Origin of the sequence: Klebsiella sp. RHBSTW-00215 (assembly GCF_014103785.1) — a bacterium.
GTDB lineage: Bacteria > Pseudomonadota > Gammaproteobacteria > Enterobacterales > Enterobacteriaceae > Klebsiella.
The window spans coordinates 952,185-971,843 of the sequence record NZ_JABXQS010000001.1; the positions used below are offsets into that span (position 1 = coordinate 952,185).

Sequence of the window (19,659 nt, forward strand, 5' to 3'; positions counted from 1 at the left end):
TTAACGCGCACCCAACGCAAGGCCCAGCGCAACCGTAAAGCTATCGCCACAGGGCGGAAGCGGAGGCTGCAGACGATGTATTACGCTCCAGGCATCAAAGCTTTGCCCGTCAAACGATTCGGAAGTACAGAGGCGAAACTCACCGGCGTTAACCTGTGAAACCAGTCGGGGAAAAGAAGGGGTTTCGCTGCATAAATTCCATCCCCAGTTATCTGCGGTTGCCCACAGCCAGGTCGATTCATCTCGCCACGCCAGCCCATGAGTTTCAGCCGGTAGCCAGGGAAAAAAGGCGCTGAGTACGCTAGCATCCGGAACAATTCCGGCGACTCTTAACTTGAGTCGCTCCGCAAGGCGACGCAGCGCGTCAACGTCTAAGCGCTGCGCCGCCGTTACCTGCCAGCCATCACCCGTTCCGGTAGCCGAATAATCAACACATAATGAGGAAGCTGGCATTTCCAACTGCTGCGCCATCGCGCTGCTTATCCACGTTGCCTGTTCGCTTTCTCTTAACGAGACCTGAGGACGCGGCAAACGCTTTTGCAACGTGCGCGCCGCCGGGAGCGCAATACAAACCTGATGCTGCATTGGCAGCTCGCGCCGCCAGCTTTGCAGCTGTCGGGCCAGCGCCTCAACGTCGACAACCAGCCCCTGACGCACGGTGCCGGGCGTCAGGGGAATATTCCACCAGCGCCGCAGCGCCCAGCGGGAGCGTTCAAACAACAGCGCTACGATGGCAATACGGTCCTGCTGGATATGCATTCCTATGCGCCAGTTTCTAAAAGCCATGCCTACGATCTCCTTATCCGCCAATATGGTTCGCTATATCAATGCACCAGGCTTGCCTTTATACTACTGCGCGTTTGTTTATAAACTGCCCAAATAAAACTAAATGAGAAATCTCCGGTGAAGTTCGTAAAGTATCTTTTCATCCTTGCAGTCTGTTGCGTACTGCTGGGAGCAGGCTCGATTTTTGGTCTCTATAAATATATAGAGCCGCAGCTTCCTGACGTCGCGACCCTGAAGGATGTGCGTCTGCAAATCCCGATGCAGGTTTACAGTGCGGATGGCGAGCTGATTGCGCAATATGGCGAGAAACGCCGTATCCCTGTCACCTTGCAGCAAATACCACCTGAGCTGATAAAAGCGTTTATCGCCACTGAAGACAGCCGATTTTATGAGCATCATGGCGTTGATCCGGTCGGTATTTTCCGCGCCGCTAGCGTCGCCATGTTCTCCGGTCACGCCTCACAGGGCGCCAGCACCATCACTCAGCAGCTGGCGCGTAACTTCTTCCTGAGTCCAGAAAAGACGCTGATACGTAAGGTCAAAGAGGTCTTTCTCGCAATCCGCATCGAACAGTTGCTCAATAAAGACGAAATTCTTGAGCTGTACCTGAATAAAATCTATCTCGGCTATCGCGCCTATGGCGTCGGCGCAGCCGCGCAGGTTTATTTTGGTAAATCCGTCGATCAGCTCACGCTGAGCGAGATGGCGGTGATTGCGGGCTTGCCGAAAGCCCCTTCAACTTTTAACCCTCTCTACTCCATGGACCGCGCCACCGCCCGCCGTAACGTCGTTCTGTCGCGTATGCTGAGTGAAGGCTACATCACGCAGTCGCAGTACGATCAGGCGCGCAGCCAGGCTATCGACGCACGCTATCATGCGCCGGAAATCGCCTTCTCAGCTCCATACCTCAGCGAAATGGTGCGTCAGGAAATGGTCAATCGCTACGGCGAACTGGCTTATGAAGATGGTTATCGTGTCTACACCACCATCACCCGGAAAAACCAACAGTCTGCCCAGCAGGCGGTACGTAACAACGTGCTGGATTACGATATGCGCCACGGCTATCGCGGCCCGGCCAGCGTATTGTGGAAAGTGGGTGAAACGCCGTGGGATAACCAGAAAATCATTGCTGCGCTGAAAAAGATACCGGGTTCTGGCCCTCTCTCCCCGGCGGTAATCACTTCGGCAAATCCGCAGGAGGCCGTTGCTCTGTTGAGCAACGGAACGTCGGTATCGCTGAATATGTCAGGGGTTCGCTGGGCGCGTCGGTTTGTTTCTGATACTCAGCAAGGCGCTACACCGCGCAAAGTGACCGATGTCCTGCAAACAGGGCAACAAATTTGGGTCCGCCAGGTCGGCAGCGACTGGTGGCTGTCTCAGGTACCGGATGTGAACTCGGCGCTGGTCTCCATCAACCCGCAAAACGGCGCGATTATTGCGCTGGTCGGTGGTTTTGATTTCAACCAAAGTAAGTTCAACCGTGCGACTCAGGCCTTACGCCAGGTCGGTTCTAACATTAAGCCGTTCCTCTATACCGCAGCGATGGATAAAGGCTTAACGCTGGCGAGCATGCTTAACGATGTGCCTATTTCCCGTTGGGATGCAGGTTCTGGCTCTGACTGGCGGCCGAAAAACTCACCTCCGCAATATGCTGGTCCTATCCGTTTACGCCAGGGGCTGGGTCAATCGAAGAACGTCGTCATGGTTCGCGCCATGCGTGCCATGGGCGTGGACTACGCCGCAGAGTACCTCCAACGCTTCGGCTTCCCGGCACAGAACATCGTGCGAACCGAATCACTGGCGCTGGGTTCAGCGTCCTTCACACCGTTACAGGTCGCTCGCGGTTATTCGGTGATGGCGAACGGAGGTTTCCTGGTTAGCCCGTATTTCATCAGCAAAATTGAGAACGATCAGGGCGGCGTCATTTTCGAAGAACGACCGAAAATTGCCTGCCCGCAGTGCAATTCGCCAGTGATTTACGGTGATACGCCAAAATCAGACGTACTGGAAAATAAAGACGTCGAGGACGTTGTCACCTCTCAGGAACCACAAAACGCCAGCGTTCCGCCGCAGCCACAGCTTGAGCAGGCCAACCAGTCACTGGTCGCGCAGAGTGGCGCTCCCGAGTATACGCCGCACGTGATCAATACGCCGCTGGCCTTCCTGATTAAGAGCGCCCTTAACACCAACATTTTCGGCGAACCCGGCTGGATGGGTACCGGCTGGCGTGCGGGTCGCGACCTGCAACGTCACGATATCGGCGGTAAGACAGGGACTACCAACAGCTCGAAAGATGCGTGGTTCTCCGGCTATGGCCCTGGCGTGGTGACGTCGGTATGGATTGGCTTTGATGACCACCGCCGCGATCTGGGTCGTACAACCGCCTCAGGCGCAATCAAAGATCAGATTTCTGGCTACGAGGGTGGAGCCAAAAGCGCCCAGCCGGCCTGGGATGATTTTATGAAAAGGGTTCTGGAAGGCGTACCGGAGGAGCCGTTAACGCCGCCGCCGGGTATCATCACGGTGAATATCGACCGCAGTACCGGCCAGTTGGCCAGCGGAGGTAACAGCCGCGCTGAGTACTTTATCGAAGGCACCCAGCCCACCCAGCAGGCGGTTCATGAAGTCGGCACCACCATCACCGATGGCGGCGGCGAAACCCACGAACTGTTCTGACAAAAAAAGCGCCTGCGGGCGCTTTTTCTTTGCTTAATACTTTATTTCGCGACTGGCTACAGTCGGCCCTGCTCCTGCAACCATTCGCGCAACAGGAACAGCGCACTGACGTTACGAGCTTCATGAAAGTCCTCTTCATCAAGCAGCGCCATTAGCTGCGATAGCGGCCAGCGAACCTGCGGTAGCGGCTCTGGCTCATCGCCCGGGAGTGATTCCGGATAAAGGTCTTCAGCCACCAGAATATTCATCTTGCTGGAGAAATAAGATGGGGCCATGCTCAACTTTTTCAAAAACGTCAGCTTTTGCGCGCCAAAACCAACCTCTTCTTTCAGCTCACGGTTGGCAGCCTCGAGCACGCTTTCACCCGGGTCAATCAGGCCTTTCGAAAAGCCTAATTCATAGGACTCGGTCCCAACAGCGTACTCGCGAATCAATATAATATGGTCATCGACAATCGGCACAATCATCACGGCTTCACGGGTAGAGGGCCGCATCCGTTCATACACCCGGCGAACGCCGTTGCTGAACTCAAGGTCCACGCTTTCAACGTTAAAAAGTCGCGAACGCGCTACCGTTTCAACACTGAGAATGGTGGGTTTTTGTAATGATTTGCTCATTGTCATCGGTCTATGCTGTGATTACAGAGGTCATTGTGCGACACGCAGCACGGTTTCGGCAATTCAATTCGCCACTAATTTACATAGTTGCAACTTTATAGTTTTAGATGTAATTGATACAAAGACTAAAAAGTCAATAGGTTGAATAGTATTTGAGAATTTACCGATTCCTGGATTTTAACGTTTTTGATAAGGTTGTATGCTGCTGTGCTACACAATAATTTTTCCCGTTTTTACGTGGCAAAAGCCGATTACATACGGCTGGTTTACTTAAGTGTGAATGGCAACCAACGATACCAGTAAGAAAAGAATAACTATGATGGGATGGGCATGGGCACCTTTCTGATTTTTTTGACAGCTCTGCTAATCTGCGCGTTGCTTATCGGCTGGTGGTATCGATTGCATGCCAGACGCCGCCGCCTTCCTCTGTTGCATGCCTTCAGTGACGCCGCGACGCGCAAGCTTTCTGATGAAGAGCGCAGCGCCGTAGAAAAATACCTCGAAGGCCTCAGCCGCAATCAGCAATTGCCAGCCTCAGGTGCCAGTATTGCACCGGTAAATATCGCGTTGAACGAACAAAGTGACACCGTTTTTACCGTTACTCGCGCAATTACTCGCTATGGCATCAACACTGACGACCTGAATAAATGGCGCTACTTCCTTGATTCAGTGGAAATTCATCTTCCTCCGTTCTGGGAACAACATATCAATGATGAAAACAGCGTTGAATTAATTCCAACCGATAGCCTGCCCCTGGTCATTGCCCTTAATGGCCAAACGCTGAGCGATTATCCGCAAGAATCTCTCGGGTTTGCTCTCGAACGCACCTCCGCAACCCAGGCATCGATTCGTGGGGAAGAGAGCGAGCAGATTGAACTGCTAAGCATTCGTCCGGAAACATCGGAAGAACATGCGCTCAGCCGCCCCGACGGCCTTCGTGAAGCCGTTCTGATCGTTGCTGCTTTCCTGTTGTTTTATTGCAGCCTGATAAGCCCCGACGTGTTTTCCCCGTGGCTATTGGGCGGTGGTTTACTGCTGCTACTCGCCGGCGTCTGGGGTATCTACGCCCCACCACGAAAAACATCACTACGAGAAATTCACTGCCTGCGCGGTATGCCCAAGCGCTGGGGATTATTTGGCGAAAATAACCAAGAGCATATCAACAATATCTCCCTCGGTATTATCGACCTGATCTATCCGCGCCACTGGCAACCGTGGATTACGCAAGATCTCGGCCAGCAAACGGATGTAGACATCTACCTCAGCCGTCATGTCGTTCGCCAGGGGCGTTTCCTGTCGCTGCATGATGAAGTTAAAAACTTCCCGCTTCAGTACTGGCTACGCAGCGCGATTATTGCCGCAGGAGCGCTGCTGGTGGTAGTGATGCTGTGGGTAAGCGTGCCGCTGAATATGCCCTTTAAGTTCACCCTGTCGTGGCTGAAAGGTGCGCAAACTATCGAAGCCACAACGGTTGCCCAACTGGATAAGTCGCAGGTTCGCATCGGCGATACGCTGCGCCTGAAAGGAACCGGCATGTGTAATATCCACACGCCAGGAAGCTGGACGGCAAAAGAGAACTCTCCGTTTATGCCCTTCGACTGTTCGCAAATCATCTGGAATGATGCGCCTCCCCTGCCGCTGCCGGAATCCGACATCGTCAGTAAGGCCAGCGCACTGATGCAAACCGTTCAACGCCAGCTCCATCCCGAGTCGAATGATGAATCTCGCGTTAGCCCGGCGCTGCGTTCCGCTATTCAGAAATCCGGGATGGTACTGCTCGACGACTTTGGCGATATCGTCATAAAAACAAGTGACCTGTGTTCAGCGAAAGACGACTGCGTTCGCCTGAAAAATGCGCTGGTTAACCTCGGCAACACGCGCAACTGGGAAACGCTGACCAAACGCGCCAATACGGGCAAGCTGGATGGCGTCAACGTGCTGCTACGCCCGGTAAGCGCAGAATCGCTGGAGAATCTGGTCACCACCTCCACCGCGCCGTTTGTCAGCCGTGAAACGTCACGTGCGGCCCAGGCGCTAAACAGTCCGGCCCCTGGTGGTTTTTTAATTGCCAGCGATGAAGGCAGCGACCTGGTGAATCAACCGTGGCCAACGACCGGACTATACGATTACCCCGCTCACCAACAGTGGAACGAACTGCAGCGACTGGCGGGAATGCTGATGCACACGCCGTTCCATGCAGAAGGGATCGTCACCAATCTCTATACCGATGCCAACGGCACGCAACATATCAACCTGCACCGTATTCCCGACCGCACCGGTCTGTGGCGTTACCTGGGAACAACTTTACTACTGCTGGCGATGCTGGGCTGTATGGGGTATCACGGTATCCTGGCAATTCGTCGCTACCAGCGTCACCGTCAGCGTCAGGAAGAGATCCAGAAGTATTACGAGAGCTGCCTGAATCCGGTTCTACTTTCCTCTCCAGACCCGCAAGATTAATTCTCAGCGCGACGCGGTGTGATACCCTGTCGCGCAATTCCCCCCTCGTTGGAGACTTACCATGCACTTTGATATCGCCTGGCAGGAGGTTGATACCGTTCTGCTGGATATGGACGGCACGCTTCTCGACCTCGCCTTCGACAACTATTTCTGGCAAAAGCTAGTCCCGGAAACCTGGGGGGCGACGCAAGGCCTCAACCTGCAGGAAGCCAGAGAGGCGATGCACCAGGAATATCACGCTGTGCAACATACGCTAAACTGGTACTGCCTGGACTACTGGAGCGAGCGCCTGGGTTTGGATATTTGTGCGATGACCAGCGAGCAGGGGCCACGAGCCGCACTGCGTGACGATACCGTTCCGTTCCTTGATGCGCTTAAAGCCAGCGGCAAACGCCGTATTTTGCTGACTAACGCCCATCCACATAATCTGGCGGTAAAGCTGAAGCACACCGGGCTGGATGCGCACCTTGATTTATTACTTTCCACCCACACATTTGGTTATCCGAAAGAAGATCAGCGGTTGTGGCGTGCCGTTGCTGAGGAAACCGGCTTCAACGCGCGCAAAACGCTCTTTGTTGACGACAACGAGGCGATTCTGGATGCGGCCGAAGAGTTTGGCATTCGTTATTGCCTGGGCATAACCAACCCCGATTCCGGGCTGGCTGAAAAAAGCTACGCTCGCCATCCAGGGCTAAATGACTACCGACATCTGATTCCCTCACTGACCCCGCAGGAGAGGCCATGAAAGAAAAACCCGTCGAAGCCGTCAGGCTGGACAAATGGCTTTGGGCAGCCCGCATTTATAAAACCCGCGCTCTGGCGCGCGAGATGATTGAAGGCGGCAAGGTGCACTACAACGGACAGCGCAGTAAACCGGGAAAAGTTGTCGAGCTGAACGCCTCCCTGACGCTACGCCAGGGCAATGACGAACGTATCATCGTGGTAAAAGGCATTACCGAACAGCGCAGACCTGCCAGCGAAGCCGTCGCACTCTATGAAGAGACGGCTGCGAGCATCGAGAAACGCGAGAAAATGGCGCTGGCGCGAAAAATGAACGCGCTAACCATGCCGCATCCCGACCGACGTCCGGATAAGAAAGAACGCCGCGACCTGATGAGATTTAAACACGGCGATAGTGAATAACTGTGGCCAGCAAGAGAGATTATTATGACTCAACACGATCAATTACATCGCTATCTGTTTGAAAACTATGCCGTACGCGGTGAGCTGGTAACAGTTTCAGAAACTTTAGAACAGATTCTGACAAACCATAGCTACCCGCAGCCGGTTAAAACCGTGCTGGCAGAACTGCTGGTTGCGACCAGTCTGCTGACCGCCACGCTGAAGTTTGCCGGTGATATTACCGTTCAGCTGCAGGGCGATGGTCCACTATCGCTGGCAGTGATTAACGGCAACAACCAACAGCAGATGCGCGGCGTGGCTCGCATGCAGGGCGAGATCCCGGAAGGGGCCGACCTGAAGACGATGGTGGGTAACGGATATCTGGTCATTACTATCTCTCCAGATGAAGGCGAGCGCTATCAGGGCGTAGTCGGTCTGGAAGGCGATACGCTGGCGGCTTGCCTGGAAGATTACTTCCAGCGTTCCGAGCAGTTGCCAACCCGGCTTATCATTCGCAGCGGCGAGCATGAAGGTAAGCCGATGGCGGGCGGTATGCTGCTGCAGGTTCTTCCGGCACAAGACGCACAGGCCGCAGACTTCGAACATCTCAGTACGCTGACCGAAACCATCAAAGCTGAAGAGTTGTTTACCCTGCCTGCGAACGATGTGCTGTGGCGTCTGTACCACGAAGAAGAAGTGACCGTTTACGAGCCGCAGAGCGTAGAGTTCAAATGCACCTGCTCTTACGAACGCTGCGCGGGTGCGCTGAGAACGCTGCCAGATGAAGAGATCGACAGTATTCTGGCCGATGAAGGAGAAATCGACATGCACTGCGATTATTGCGGTAGCCATTATGTCTTCAATGCGATGGATATTGCCGAGATCCGCAATAACGCCTCACCGGCCGACCCGCAGATCCACTAATCGTTCATCTCGCCAGGAGTTTGGTTGAGGTTTTTCCTCCGCCGCTCCTGGCGTCAAGTTTTTTTATCTGCGAGATGAATCGATTCCTCCTGAAAGTATTACGTAATTTTATTTCAGGTAAGCGATTACATTCACATTTCAATAGTTTTTTTAATTACTTTTTAACCATTAAGAAACATCTACCCCCACCAAAGCCCTATTTCCTGAGATAATCCCCCACGCTTCGTGACAGGAGTCACAACGTTTTTCGTAAGTATGCCGTTTGTCGAGATACGTAAATCTATGAGCCTGGTCGCGGTCTATACCCCGTAATAACCCCTACAATTTAAAGCAGTACATATTGGCTAAGGAGCAGTGACATGCGCGTTAATAATGGTTTAACCCCGCAGGATCTCAAGGCTTATGGTATCAATGACGTCCAGGATATCGTTCATAACCCCAGCTACGATACTTTGTATCAAGAAGAGCTAGCCCCCAATCTGGAAGGTTATGAACGAGGCGTATTAACCAATCTTGGTGCTATCGCCGTCGATACCGGTATTTTCACCGGCCGTTCTCCAAAAGATAAGTATATCGTTCGTGACGATACCACCCGCGATACCGTGTGGTGGTCTGACAAAGGCAAAGGCAAAAACGACAACAAACCGCTCTCTGAGGAAACGTGGCAGCACTTGAAGGGACTGGTTACCCGCCAGCTCTCCAACAAGCGTCTGTTTATCGTTGACGCTTTCTGCGGCGCAAATGCTGACACTCGCCTGAGCGTCCGCTTTATTACCGAGGTCGCCTGGCAGGCGCATTTCGTGAAGAATATGTTTATTCGCCCAAGCGATGAGGAACTGGCGACCTTCAAGCCAGATTTCATCGTGATGAACGGTGCAAAATGCACTAACCCGCAGTGGAAAGAGCAGGGACTCAACTCCGAAAACTTCGTCGCCTTCAATCTGACCGAACGCATTCAGCTGATTGGCGGGACCTGGTACGGTGGCGAAATGAAAAAAGGGATGTTCTCCATCATGAACTACCTGCTGCCGTTACAGGGCATCGCTTCCATGCACTGCTCCGCCAACGTTGGGGAAAAAGAGGATGTCGCCATCTTCTTCGGCCTTTCCGGCACCGGCAAAACAACCCTTTCCACCGACCCAAAACGTCGTCTGATTGGCGATGACGAACACGGCTGGGATGACGATGGGGTATTTAACTTCGAAGGCGGCTGCTACGCGAAGACGATTAAGCTTTCCGAAGCCGCAGAACCGGATATCTACCATGCAATTCGCCGCGATGCGCTGCTGGAGAACGTCGTAGTGCTGGCCGACGGCACGATCGATTTTAACGACGGTTCGAAGACCGAAAACACCCGCGTCTCTTATCCGATTAACCATATCGAGAACATCGTTAAGCCGATCTCCAAAGCGGGTCATGCTACCAAGGTTATCTTCCTGACCGCCGACGCGTTTGGCGTGCTGCCGCCGGTTTCTCGTCTGACCGCCGACCAGACTCAGTACCATTTCCTGTCTGGCTTCACCGCCAAACTGGCCGGTACCGAGCGCGGCGTCACCGAGCCGACGCCAACCTTCTCCGCCTGCTTCGGCGCAGCTTTCCTGTCGCTACACCCGACGCAATACGCAGAAGTGCTGGTCAAGCGCATGCAGGCTTCTGGCGCGCAGGCCTATCTGGTCAACACCGGCTGGAACGGCACCGGCAAACGTATCTCGATTAAAGATACCCGCGCCATTATCGATGCCATCCTCGACGGTTCGCTGGACGACGCGGAAACCTTCACTCTGCCGATGTTCGAGCTGCAAATCCCAACCGAATTGCCGGGCGTGGATACCCATATCCTTGACCCACGCAATACCTACGGTTCGCCAGAGCAGTGGCAGGAGAAGGCCGAGCAGTTAGCGAAGTTGTTCGTTGAGAACTTTGAGAAGTATACCGATACGCCAGCAGGCGCAGCGCTGGTTGCCGCAGGGCCGAAACGCTAATCGTGACGTCAGAAATGGCTGATGACAAACCCTAAAAAGAGTACGGACGATCCCCTCTCCCCTTTGGGGAGAGGGTTAGGGTGAGGGGGAGAGGATCTGCTGATTAATCAGCTCGTTATCACCCTCACCCCGGCCCTCTCCCCGAAAGGGAGAGGGAGAAAAACGAACCCTCATTCACTTTTAAGCACGTTTGTCAGCGGTCCAAAGCCGGGAATCACTTCCCGGCTTTTTAATGCGCTTCAAACAGGTATCAGGCAGGCTTCTTCTTACTCGCCAACTTCCGCCGCTTATCCAGGTCCTTGATCAGCTTATTCACCTGCTCATCGGCAAACATTGCCTCCAGCGTGGTGGAAAGCTTGCGCCGCCAGTTTGGATACTCCGTACTGGTGCCCGGAATATTGACCGGCTCGGCCATCTCCAGCCAATCCTCCGGCTGCAGGCCCAACAGCGCGCTGTTGCTGTCGGCAATATAACGCTGCATCCCGCGATTGAGGGTCGACGTCATCGCCATCAGCGATGCTTTATGCCCGGTGCGTTTTGGCAGGCAGCCATAGCGGTGCAGCGCATCCAGTAGCCCCTGCTTCGCCAGTTCGCGATCCTGATACAGCCCGCGCAGCACCACCTCATCCGGATACAGGCCCAGCGATTTACCCAGCGTCAGGTCGCCGCTTTCCCAGTAGCCGCGCAGCGTTGGCAGGTCATGCGTCGTAGCCACAGCCATTGATTGCTCCGGATACGCCTTCGGCGCACGGAAAGTCTTCTCGTGGTCATTTTCGAAATAGAGCACTTTATAGGAGTAAACACCGCTTTTGCGCAGCTTACCGACGATCTCAACCGGCACGGTACCCAGATCTTCACCGATCACCATACAGCGATGACGCTTACTTTCCAGCGCCAGAATCGACAACAGATCATCCACTGGATACTGCACGTAAGCGCCGTGATCGGCGGTTTCACCGTAAGGGATCCACCACAGACGCAGCACCGACATCACATGATCGATGCGCAGCGCACCGCAGTTTTGCATATTAGCGCGCAGCAGTTCGATAAACGGCTCATAGGCGCGCGCCACGATGATATGCGGATCCATCGGCGGCAGGCCCCAGTTCTGCCCCAGCGGGCCAAGAATATCCGGCGGCGCGCCGACGGAGGCTTTCAGGCAGTACAGCTCACGGTCGCACCAGGTTTCCGCCCCGCCTTCCGCAACGCCCACCGCCAGGTCGCGATACAGTCCAATCGGCATGGCGTCGTTTTGGCTGGTGTGCCAACAGGCGGCAAATTGGGTATAGGCGAGCCACTGCAGCCACAGGTAAAAATTCACCTCATCGGCATGCTCGGTACAGAACGTCTTAACTTCCGGGCTATTGGTGTCCTGATAAGCCTTAGGCCAGGCCGGCCAGCCCCAGCGCATCGGATCCTGCTTAACCTGCCAGGCGTGCAGCGCGTCAAACGCCGCCTGCCAGTACAGACTTTCACCCTCGCGCGTCACAAACTGGCGAAACTCAGCTGTTGCTTCATCATTGCGCGCGGAGAAACCTTTCCACGCCATGCGCAGCGCGGTGATTTTCAACGCGGTCACGGCGCTATAGTCGACGTCATCGGTCTCACGCGCAGCCAGTAACGCCCGCTGCGTAGCCGGTGATTGCCACCATTTCTGCGCCTCTTTGCTCTGACGGAAATCCTCTACTGCATTAACATCAATATAGATAACATTGAGCCAGCGGCGTGAAGAGGGGCTGTACGGGCTGGCGCTCTCCGGGTTAGCCGGATAGAGCGCGTGAATCGGGTTGAGGCCGATAAACGAACCGCCGCGACGGGCGATTTCCGGCAGCATAACGCGTAAATCGCCGAAATCACCAATTCCCCAGTTTTTCTCCGAGCGCAGCGTATAAAGCTGCACGCAGGTACCCCACAGCTTCTTGCCATCCTTCAGCGCCTGCGGCTCGTAGCAGCGCACGGGCGCGACGATAGCCCGGCAGTGCCAGCGATCGCCGTCCTGAGTCAGCGTCAGCGTGTGATACCCTTCCGGCAGCCTTGCTGGCAGCGGCAGCGTTTCACCGCCGCGCACCTGGCCTTGATACTGTTTGCCATCTTCAGTGGTGAGGATCCAGTGGAACTCACCCTGACCAGCCACTGGCAAAGACATCTTTTTGCCGTGGGTAAACACCTGCACCACAGGAAGCGGGTTAACCGCCACCTTCGTGGCGATTGTTGTACGATGCATCGCATCAAGCAGGCGCTGCTTGGTGGTTGCCGCGATCGACTGCGGCTTACCATGGGCGTTGATATAGCTTGGGCTGATTCCCGCCGCCAGGGCAGCGTTATCAAGGCGTTTAGTCTCCATAGGCCTGTCCTTAGCGTTTTGCCTGCCAGATACGTTGCTGATAATCGCGAATGGAGCGGTCAGAGCTGAACATGCCGCAGCGCGCAGTATTCAGAATCGTCGCCCGAGTCCAGGCCTCCTGGTCGCGATACAGCTCATCAACCTGCTTCTGCGCCGCCACGTAGGCTTCGAAATCTGCCAGCACCAGGTACGGGTCACCCCCTTTCAGCAGGCTATGCAGCATCTGGTCGAAAGCATGCTTATCGCCATCGCTATATTTGCCGCTTTCCAGCTCCTTGAGCACCGCATCCAGCAGCTTGTCTTTCTTACGCCATTTCAGCGGATCGTAACCTTTGGCCTTCAGGGCTTTCACTTCTTCCACGGTATGACCGAAGATAAAGATGTTTTCTTCCCCTACCTGCTCAGCGATTTCAACGTTCGCGCCGTCCAGAGTTCCGACGGTCAGCGCACCGTTCAGCGCCAGTTTCATATTGCCGGTACCGGAGGCTTCTTTGCCCGCCGTAGAAATCTGCTCGGAGATATCCGCCGCCGGAATCAGCATTTCCGCCGCCGATACGCAGTAATCCGGCAGGAACACGACTTTCAGCTTATCGCCAACCAGCGGATCGTTATTGATCGCTTCAGCAACTTTGTTGATCGCCCAGATAATATTCTTCGCCAGATAATAGCCTGGCGCCGCCTTCGCGCCGAACAGGAACACGCGCGGTACGCGGTCTGCCTGCGGATTTTCACGAATTTCTTTGTACTGCGCGAGGATATTCAGCAGGTTGAGGTGCTGACGTTTGTACTCGTGCAAACGTTTGATCTGAATATCGAAAATCGCCTGCGGGTTAATCTCAATCCCGGTACGCAGCTTCACAAACTCCGCCAGGCGAACCTTGTTGGCCAGCTTAATGTCGCGGTACGTCTGACGGAACTTCGCATCGTCAGCGTATTTTTCGAGGTTAATCAGCTGGTCGAGGTCGTTGGCCCACTCTTTCTTCAGCGTCTTATCCAGCAGCGCGGCCAGAGCCGGGTTGCACTGTTTGATCCAGCGGCGCGGAGTAATACCGTTGGTGACGTTGTGGAATTTATTCGGCCACAACTGGTGATATTCCGGGAACAGGTCTTTCACCACCAGGTCGGAGTGCAGCGCAGCAACGCCGTTAACCGCAAAGCCGCTCACCACGCACATGTTCGCCATACGAACCTGTTTGTCATGCACTACCGCCAGCTTCGCCCAAACCTGTTTGTCGCCCGGCCAGGTTTTATCCACCAGCTTTTTAAAGCGGTCGTTAATTTCTTTGATGATCTGCATATGACGCGGCAACAGCGCTTTCACCAGCTTCTCATCCCAGCACTCCAGCGCTTCCGGCATCAGGGTGTGGTTGGTATAGGCGAAGGTTTTACTGGTAATCGCCCAGGCGTCGTCCCAGCTCAGCTGATGCTCGTCGATCAGCACGCGCAACAGTTCCGGGATCGCAATCGTCGGGTGAGTATCGTTCAACTGGATGACTTCGTAATCCGCCAGCTCCGCCAGCTTACGACCCGCCAGATGATGGCGACGCAGGATATCGGCAACCGAACAGGCGCACTGGAAGTACTGCTGCATCAGACGCAGTTTTTTACCCGCCTGATGGTTATCGTTCGGATAGAGGACTTTCGTCAGTTTTTCCGCGTCGATACCCTGCTGCTCAGCACGCAGGAAATCGCCGTCATTGAATTTGGTCAGGTTGAACGGATGCGCGTGTTTGGCTTGCCACAAACGCAGCGGTTGCGCGACGTTGTTGCGGTAGCCCAGCACCGGCAGATCCCAGGCTTCTCCAGTAATCACGAATGCCGGTACCCATTCGCCGCCTTTGGTGACTTTACCGCCGAGTCCAACCTGCACATCCAGCGCTTCATTGTGGCGGAACCACGGGTAGCTGCTACGCCCCCAATCGTCCGGCGCTTCCATCTGCTGACCGTCAGCAAAAGATTGACGGAACAGGCCGTATTGATAGTTCAGGCCGTAACCGGTCGCCGACTGGCCGACGGTCGCCATAGAATCGAGGAAACATGCCGCCAGACGGCCTAACCCACCGTTACCTAAACCTGGATCGATCTCCTCTTCCAGCAGGTCGGTCAGGTTAACGTCATGCGTCTGAAGCTCATCACTCACCCCTTGATACCAGCCAAGGTTGAGCAAATTGTTGCCGGTCAGACGACCAATCAGAAACTCCATGGAGATGTAGTTTACATGGCGCTGCCCTTCGGCCGGTTTCACGACCGGTTGAGCCGACAACAGCTCGGCTAGCGCGCCGCTCACGGCACGCCACCATTGGCGCTGAGTCATCTCACAAGCGGACTGTAATCCAAAATGCTGCCACTGACGCGTCAGTGCAGCCTGAAACTGAGCTTTGTTAAAAGTAGTCTGTGACATAAGAAATCCGGGTCCTTTACTAAAACAGTTAGCGTTAGTGTGCCGACCTCCCGGAGTCACGTCCTCATCCCGCCAGGGATTAGCCGGGGAGGAGTAGCAGGGATGAGCGAAAAGTGTGATCTTGGGCACTATTACGTTAGCTTACTGGCGAAATTATGCTGGAAAATTCGCCACATCGGAACAACAATTCTCCCGCTACCTGCCGCATGAAAATGTGTTACAAGCCAAGATGAGAAAAGTAAGCAAAATGCCGCTTTGTAAATATTGAGAAATAAAAGTAAATATCGTGGGAATAAGCGGACTTTAATACAGAAATAACTCAAAAGGGTGACTTATAAGAATTCACTGAGAATAATTTAATAAAAACAAACAACTACTAGTATTGTAAAAAAAGATTAGCTTATTGTGCCTAAAAATCCCGCAAACCCAGTAACCGCGCACGCTGTCACCCTTTTATATAAATTTCACTCTATGTCAAAATTTGTGACATAGAGCAAATTCAAGAGCATAAAACTCGGACATAACTTGCAATAAAATTCATTATGGCCGACCTTATTAGATATTAATTACGAAGCGCAAAAAAATTCGCAATTCCTCCCTTGCACAGCGAAATGTAGAACTATGTTGATTCCGTCTAAATTAAGTCGTCCGGTCCGCCTTGAACACACCGTGGTTCGTGAGCGATTACTGGCGAAACTTTCCGGCGCGAACAATTATCGTCTCGCGTTGGTAACCAGCCCGGCTGGATACGGTAAGACCACGCTCGTTTCTCAGTGGGCGGCGGGGAAAAATGACCTTGGCTGGTTTTCGCTGGATGAAGGCGATAACCAACAGGAGCGTTTTGCCAGCTATCTGATCGCCGCCATTCAGCAGGCCACTGGCGGCCACTGTGCGGCCAGCGAAACCATGGTGCAAAAACGCCAGTACGCCAGCCTGCCCTCCCTCTTCGCGCAGCTCTTTATCGAGCTTGCCGACTGGCAGCGCCCATTATTCCTGGTGATCGATGATTACCATCTGATCAGCAATCCGGTTATTCATGATGCGATGCGCTTCTTCCTTCGTCATCAACCAGAAAATATGACCCTGGTGGTGCTGTCGCGTAACCTGCCGCAGCTCGGTATTGCCAACCTGCGCGTACGCGATCAGTTGCTTGAAATTGGTAGCCAGCAGTTGGCCTTCACTCATCAGGAAGCCAAACAATTTTTCGACTGTCGTCTCAGCTCGCCAATCGAGGCCGACGACAGTAAAAGGCTGTGCGACGATGTCGCCGGTTGGGCCACCGCGCTCCAGCTCATCGCCCTCTCCGCCCGTCAGAACAATACCTCCGCTCATCATTCCGCTCGCCGTCTTGCCGGTATCAACGCCAGCCATCTTTCCGACTATCTGGTCGATGAAGTGCTGGATAATGTCGATCCGCGAACGCGTAACTTCCTGCTGAAAAGCTCGCTGCTGCGTTCAATGAACGATGCGCTGATCGTCCGCGTGACCGGCGAAGAGAACGGTCAGATGCAACTGGAAGAGATTGAGCGTCAGGGGCTATTCCTGCAGCGGATGGACGATTCCGGCGAGTGGTTCCGCTACCACCCGCTGTTCGGCAACTTCCTGCGTCAGCGCTGCCAGTGGGAACTGGCGGTTGAACTGCCGGAAATTCATCGTGCTGCCGCCGAAAGCTGGATGGCGCAAGGCTTCCCGAGCGAAGCCATTCACCATGCCCTGGCGGCGGGTGATGCAAAAATGCTGCGCGATATTCTGCTTAATCACGCGTGGGGCATGTTTAACCACAGCGAGCTGGGTTTGCTGGAGCAGTCTCTGGCAGCGCTGCCGTGGTCAAACCTGCTGGAAAATCCGCGTTTGATTCTCTTACAGGCCTGGCTGATGCAGAGCCAGCACCGCTATAGCGAAGTGAATACCCTGCTGGCCCGCGCCGAGCAGGAGATGGATGCGGAAATGGATACCGCTATGCACGGCGACTTCAACGCTCTGCGCGCCCAGGTGGCGATTAACGCCGGCGACCAGGAAGAAGCCGAGCGTCTGGCAATGGTGGCCCTCGACGAACTGCCGCTAGCCAGCTACTACAGCCGCATCGTTGCCACCTCGGTACATGGTGAAGTGTTGCACTGCAAAGGCCAGTTGAGTAAATCGCTGGCAGTGATGCAGCAAACCGAACAGATGGCCCGCCGCCATGACGTCTGGCATTACGCGTTATGGAGCATGATCCAACAAAGCGAAATTCTCTTTGCTCAGGGGTTTCTGCAGGCTGCCTGGGAAATTCAGGAAAAAGCCTTCCAGCTCATCCGCGAACAGCACCTCGAACAGTTGCCGATGCATGAATTCCTGCTGCGCATTCGTTCCCAACTGCTGTGGGCGTGGGCGCGGCTGGATGAAGCGGAAACCTCCGCGCGTAACGGCATGGCGGTGCTTTCAACTTATCAACCGCAGCAGCAGCTACAGTGTCTGACGCTAATGGTGCAGTGCTCGCTGGCGCGCGGTGACCTTGATAACGCGCGTAGTCATTTGAATCGTCTGGAAAACCTGCTTGGCAACGGCCATTACCACAGTGACTGGGTATCCAATGCCGACAAAGTCCGGGTGATTTACTGGCAGATGATTGGCGACAAAGCCGCTGCGGCAAACTGGCTACGCCAGACGCCAAAACCGGAGTTCGCCAATAACCACTTCCTGCAGAGCCAGTGGCGGAACATCGCCCGCGCGCAGATCCTGCTCGGTGATTTCGATTCCGCCGAAATGGTACTTGAAGAGTTAAATGAGAATGCCCGTTCGTTGCGTCTGATGAGCGATTTGAACCGCAACCTGCTGCTGCTCAACCAGCTTTACTGGCAAGCAGGGCGTAAAAGCGAAGCGCAGAAAGCCCTACTGGAAGCGCTCACCCTCGCCAACCGCACCGGGTTCATTAACCACTTTGTGATTGAAGGCGAAGCGATGGCACAGCAGCTACGCCAGCTGATTCAGCTCAACACGCTGCCGGAGCTGGAGCAGCATCGCGCTCAGCGCATTTTACGTGATATTAACCAGCATCATCGCCACAAATTCGCCCACTTTGACGAAGGTTTCGTTGAACGCTTGCTGAACCATCCGGAAGTCCCGGAACTGATCCGCACCAGCCCGCTGACCCAGCGTGAATGGCAGGTGCTGGGGCTAATCTACTCCGGCTACAGCAACGAGCAGATAGCCGGTGAGCTGGACGTCGCGGCGACCACCATCAAAACCCACATTCGCAACTTGTATCAGAAGCTTGGTGTAGCGCACCGCCAGGATGCCGTACAGCATGCCCAGCGATTGCTCAAAATGATGGGGTATGGGGTTTAACCCCGTACCTGAATAAGATAGCCGCCGTCGAGCGGTTCGCAGCTAAACCTCACCGGTAAAAAACGTTCGACCACCGCGATATTCGTCAGCAGATGCGCTGACGTTTTCGCCACGGTAAACGCGCCTTCTCCCGCCAGCGCTAGCGGTAAAATCAGCTGGTCAGCCAGATATTCCCCCACCGCCGCCGGGCTTGCGAGATAGCGTTTTGCCTCCGATGCCAGCTGGTGCGAGACCTTTTCCGCGCTCACGCCTTTGGTGCCAAAGGCGATAAACAGCTCCGTCAGATGCACGCTCTCAACGGTCAGCGACAGCGTATTTCCCGGTCCGGCACCACCTTCCAGCACCCGAACTTTCTTATCCGTCAGCGGAAACCAGGCTTCCAGCGCCATCAATTCGCGCTCGCCAACGTGGTAAGGAACTGCCGCCAGCAGGGCTTCGGCGTGAATACTCACCGTTTCACCCCGCGATATCAGTTGCAACCCGCTCAACGCCTTAACCGGCTCAACGTCGGTGGTTACCGCACCGCCGCCTGCCGGATAAAAGCCATGTTTTATCAGGGTGGTGCGCTGGTTTATCCCCATCTTCACCAGCAGTGGTTCCCAGACGCGGCAAATAAAATCCGCACTGGGAGCGGCCTGATTGTGGGTTCCGCCATGCACCTCAATACGTGCGCCAGCGTCGGCAAACCACAGCGCTGGAAGTACGGTTTGCAGCACCAGCATGCAGCTACCTGCGCTACCGATGGCAAATTTATACTCCCCACCGCGAACCCGTCCCGGAGCAAAGCGTAACCGCTGCGAGCCCAGTTCATCGCCGCTGACCTCGGCACCACAGATTTCCTTCGCCGCCAACACCGCCGTTAAATGCTGGCGCAGAAGACCCGGCTTAGCCCGCCCGGCGCGAATGCCAGTAATCTCAAACGGCTGGCCGGTTATCATCGACAGACTCAGCGCCGAGCGCAAAATCTGCCCGCCGCCTTCTCCCTGCGCGCCGTCCAGCACGATAGTCCTTTCCATTTTG

Annotated in this window: 12 protein-coding genes; 7 read left to right on the forward strand and 5 right to left on the reverse strand. The window is 54.7% G+C overall.

Going from position 1 to position 19,659, the window contains the following annotated elements:
* The gene (locus HV127_RS04740) at positions 1 to 786 is read right to left on the reverse strand and encodes a pilus assembly protein (protein ID WP_182235135.1); all 786 of its coding nucleotides are present in this window, start codon (positions 784 to 786) and stop codon (positions 1 to 3) included.
* A gap of 117 nt (positions 787 to 903) precedes the next feature.
* On the opposite strand from HV127_RS04740, the gene mrcA reads away from it, so the two are divergent.
* Positions 904 to 3,462, forward strand: coding sequence for a peptidoglycan glycosyltransferase/peptidoglycan DD-transpeptidase MrcA (mrcA, locus tag HV127_RS04745; protein WP_182235136.1), 2,559 nt, complete (start codon positions 904 to 906; stop codon positions 3,460 to 3,462).
* 56 nt (positions 3,463 to 3,518) lie between these two features.
* Here the strand turns inward: mrcA and nudE are convergent, their stop codons facing one another.
* Positions 3,519 to 4,079 carry an ADP compounds hydrolase NudE gene (nudE, locus tag HV127_RS04750; protein ID WP_181484642.1) on the reverse strand — a complete coding sequence of 187 codons (561 nt, stop codon included), beginning with the start codon at positions 4,077 to 4,079 and terminating at the stop codon, positions 3,519 to 3,521.
* A gap of 330 nt (positions 4,080 to 4,409) precedes the next feature.
* Between nudE and HV127_RS04755 the strand changes: the two genes are divergently transcribed.
* The 5 genes from HV127_RS04755 (at position 4,410) to pckA (ending at position 10,567) form a co-directional block, all read left to right on the forward strand.
* Complete coding sequence (locus HV127_RS04755; protein ID WP_182235137.1) at positions 4,410 to 6,539, forward strand: intracellular growth attenuator family protein; 2,130 nt, start codon at positions 4,410 to 4,412, stop codon at positions 6,537 to 6,539.
* Between the two features lie 61 nt (positions 6,540 to 6,600).
* A complete protein-coding gene (yrfG, locus tag HV127_RS04760) occupies positions 6,601 to 7,284 on the forward strand; it encodes a GMP/IMP nucleotidase (protein WP_181484640.1) in 684 nt (227 codons plus the stop codon).
* Positions 7,281 to 7,682 carry a ribosome-associated heat shock protein Hsp15 gene (hslR, locus tag HV127_RS04765; protein WP_112214779.1) on the forward strand — a complete coding sequence of 134 codons (402 nt, stop codon included), beginning with the start codon at positions 7,281 to 7,283 and terminating at the stop codon, positions 7,680 to 7,682. Before yrfG ends, hslR begins: the two co-directional genes overlap by 4 nt.
* 18 nt (positions 7,683 to 7,700) lie before the next feature.
* Complete coding sequence (gene hslO, locus HV127_RS04770; RefSeq protein ID WP_181486320.1) at positions 7,701 to 8,585, forward strand: Hsp33 family molecular chaperone HslO; 885 nt, start codon at positions 7,701 to 7,703, stop codon at positions 8,583 to 8,585.
* Between the two features lie 359 nt (positions 8,586 to 8,944).
* Entirely contained in the window at positions 8,945 to 10,567 is a 1,623-nt protein-coding gene (gene pckA / locus HV127_RS04775) for a phosphoenolpyruvate carboxykinase (ATP) (protein WP_181484639.1), read from the forward strand.
* Between the two features lie 250 nt (positions 10,568 to 10,817).
* On the opposite strand, the gene malQ is transcribed toward pckA, so the two are convergent.
* Positions 10,818 to 12,911, reverse strand: coding sequence for a 4-alpha-glucanotransferase (gene malQ / locus HV127_RS04780; protein ID WP_182235138.1), 2,094 nt, complete (start codon positions 12,909 to 12,911; stop codon positions 10,818 to 10,820).
* A gap of 10 nt (positions 12,912 to 12,921) precedes the next feature.
* Positions 12,922 to 15,312 (reverse strand): maltodextrin phosphorylase, encoded by a 2,391-nt coding sequence (malP, locus tag HV127_RS04785; RefSeq protein WP_182235139.1) that lies wholly within the window; start codon positions 15,310 to 15,312, stop codon positions 12,922 to 12,924.
* Between the two features lie 621 nt (positions 15,313 to 15,933).
* On the opposite strand from malP, the gene malT reads away from it, so the two are divergent.
* A complete protein-coding gene (gene malT / locus HV127_RS04790) occupies positions 15,934 to 18,639 on the forward strand; it encodes an HTH-type transcriptional regulator MalT (RefSeq protein ID WP_182235140.1) in 2,706 nt (901 codons plus the stop codon).
* Here the strand turns inward: malT and rtcA are convergent.
* On the reverse strand, positions 18,636 to 19,655 hold the full coding sequence (rtcA, locus tag HV127_RS04795; RefSeq protein ID WP_182235141.1) for an RNA 3'-terminal phosphate cyclase: 1,020 nt from the start codon (positions 19,653 to 19,655) through the stop codon (positions 18,636 to 18,638). The genes malT and rtcA overlap by 4 nt on opposite strands.
* Positions 19,656 to 19,659 lie beyond the last annotated feature (4 nt).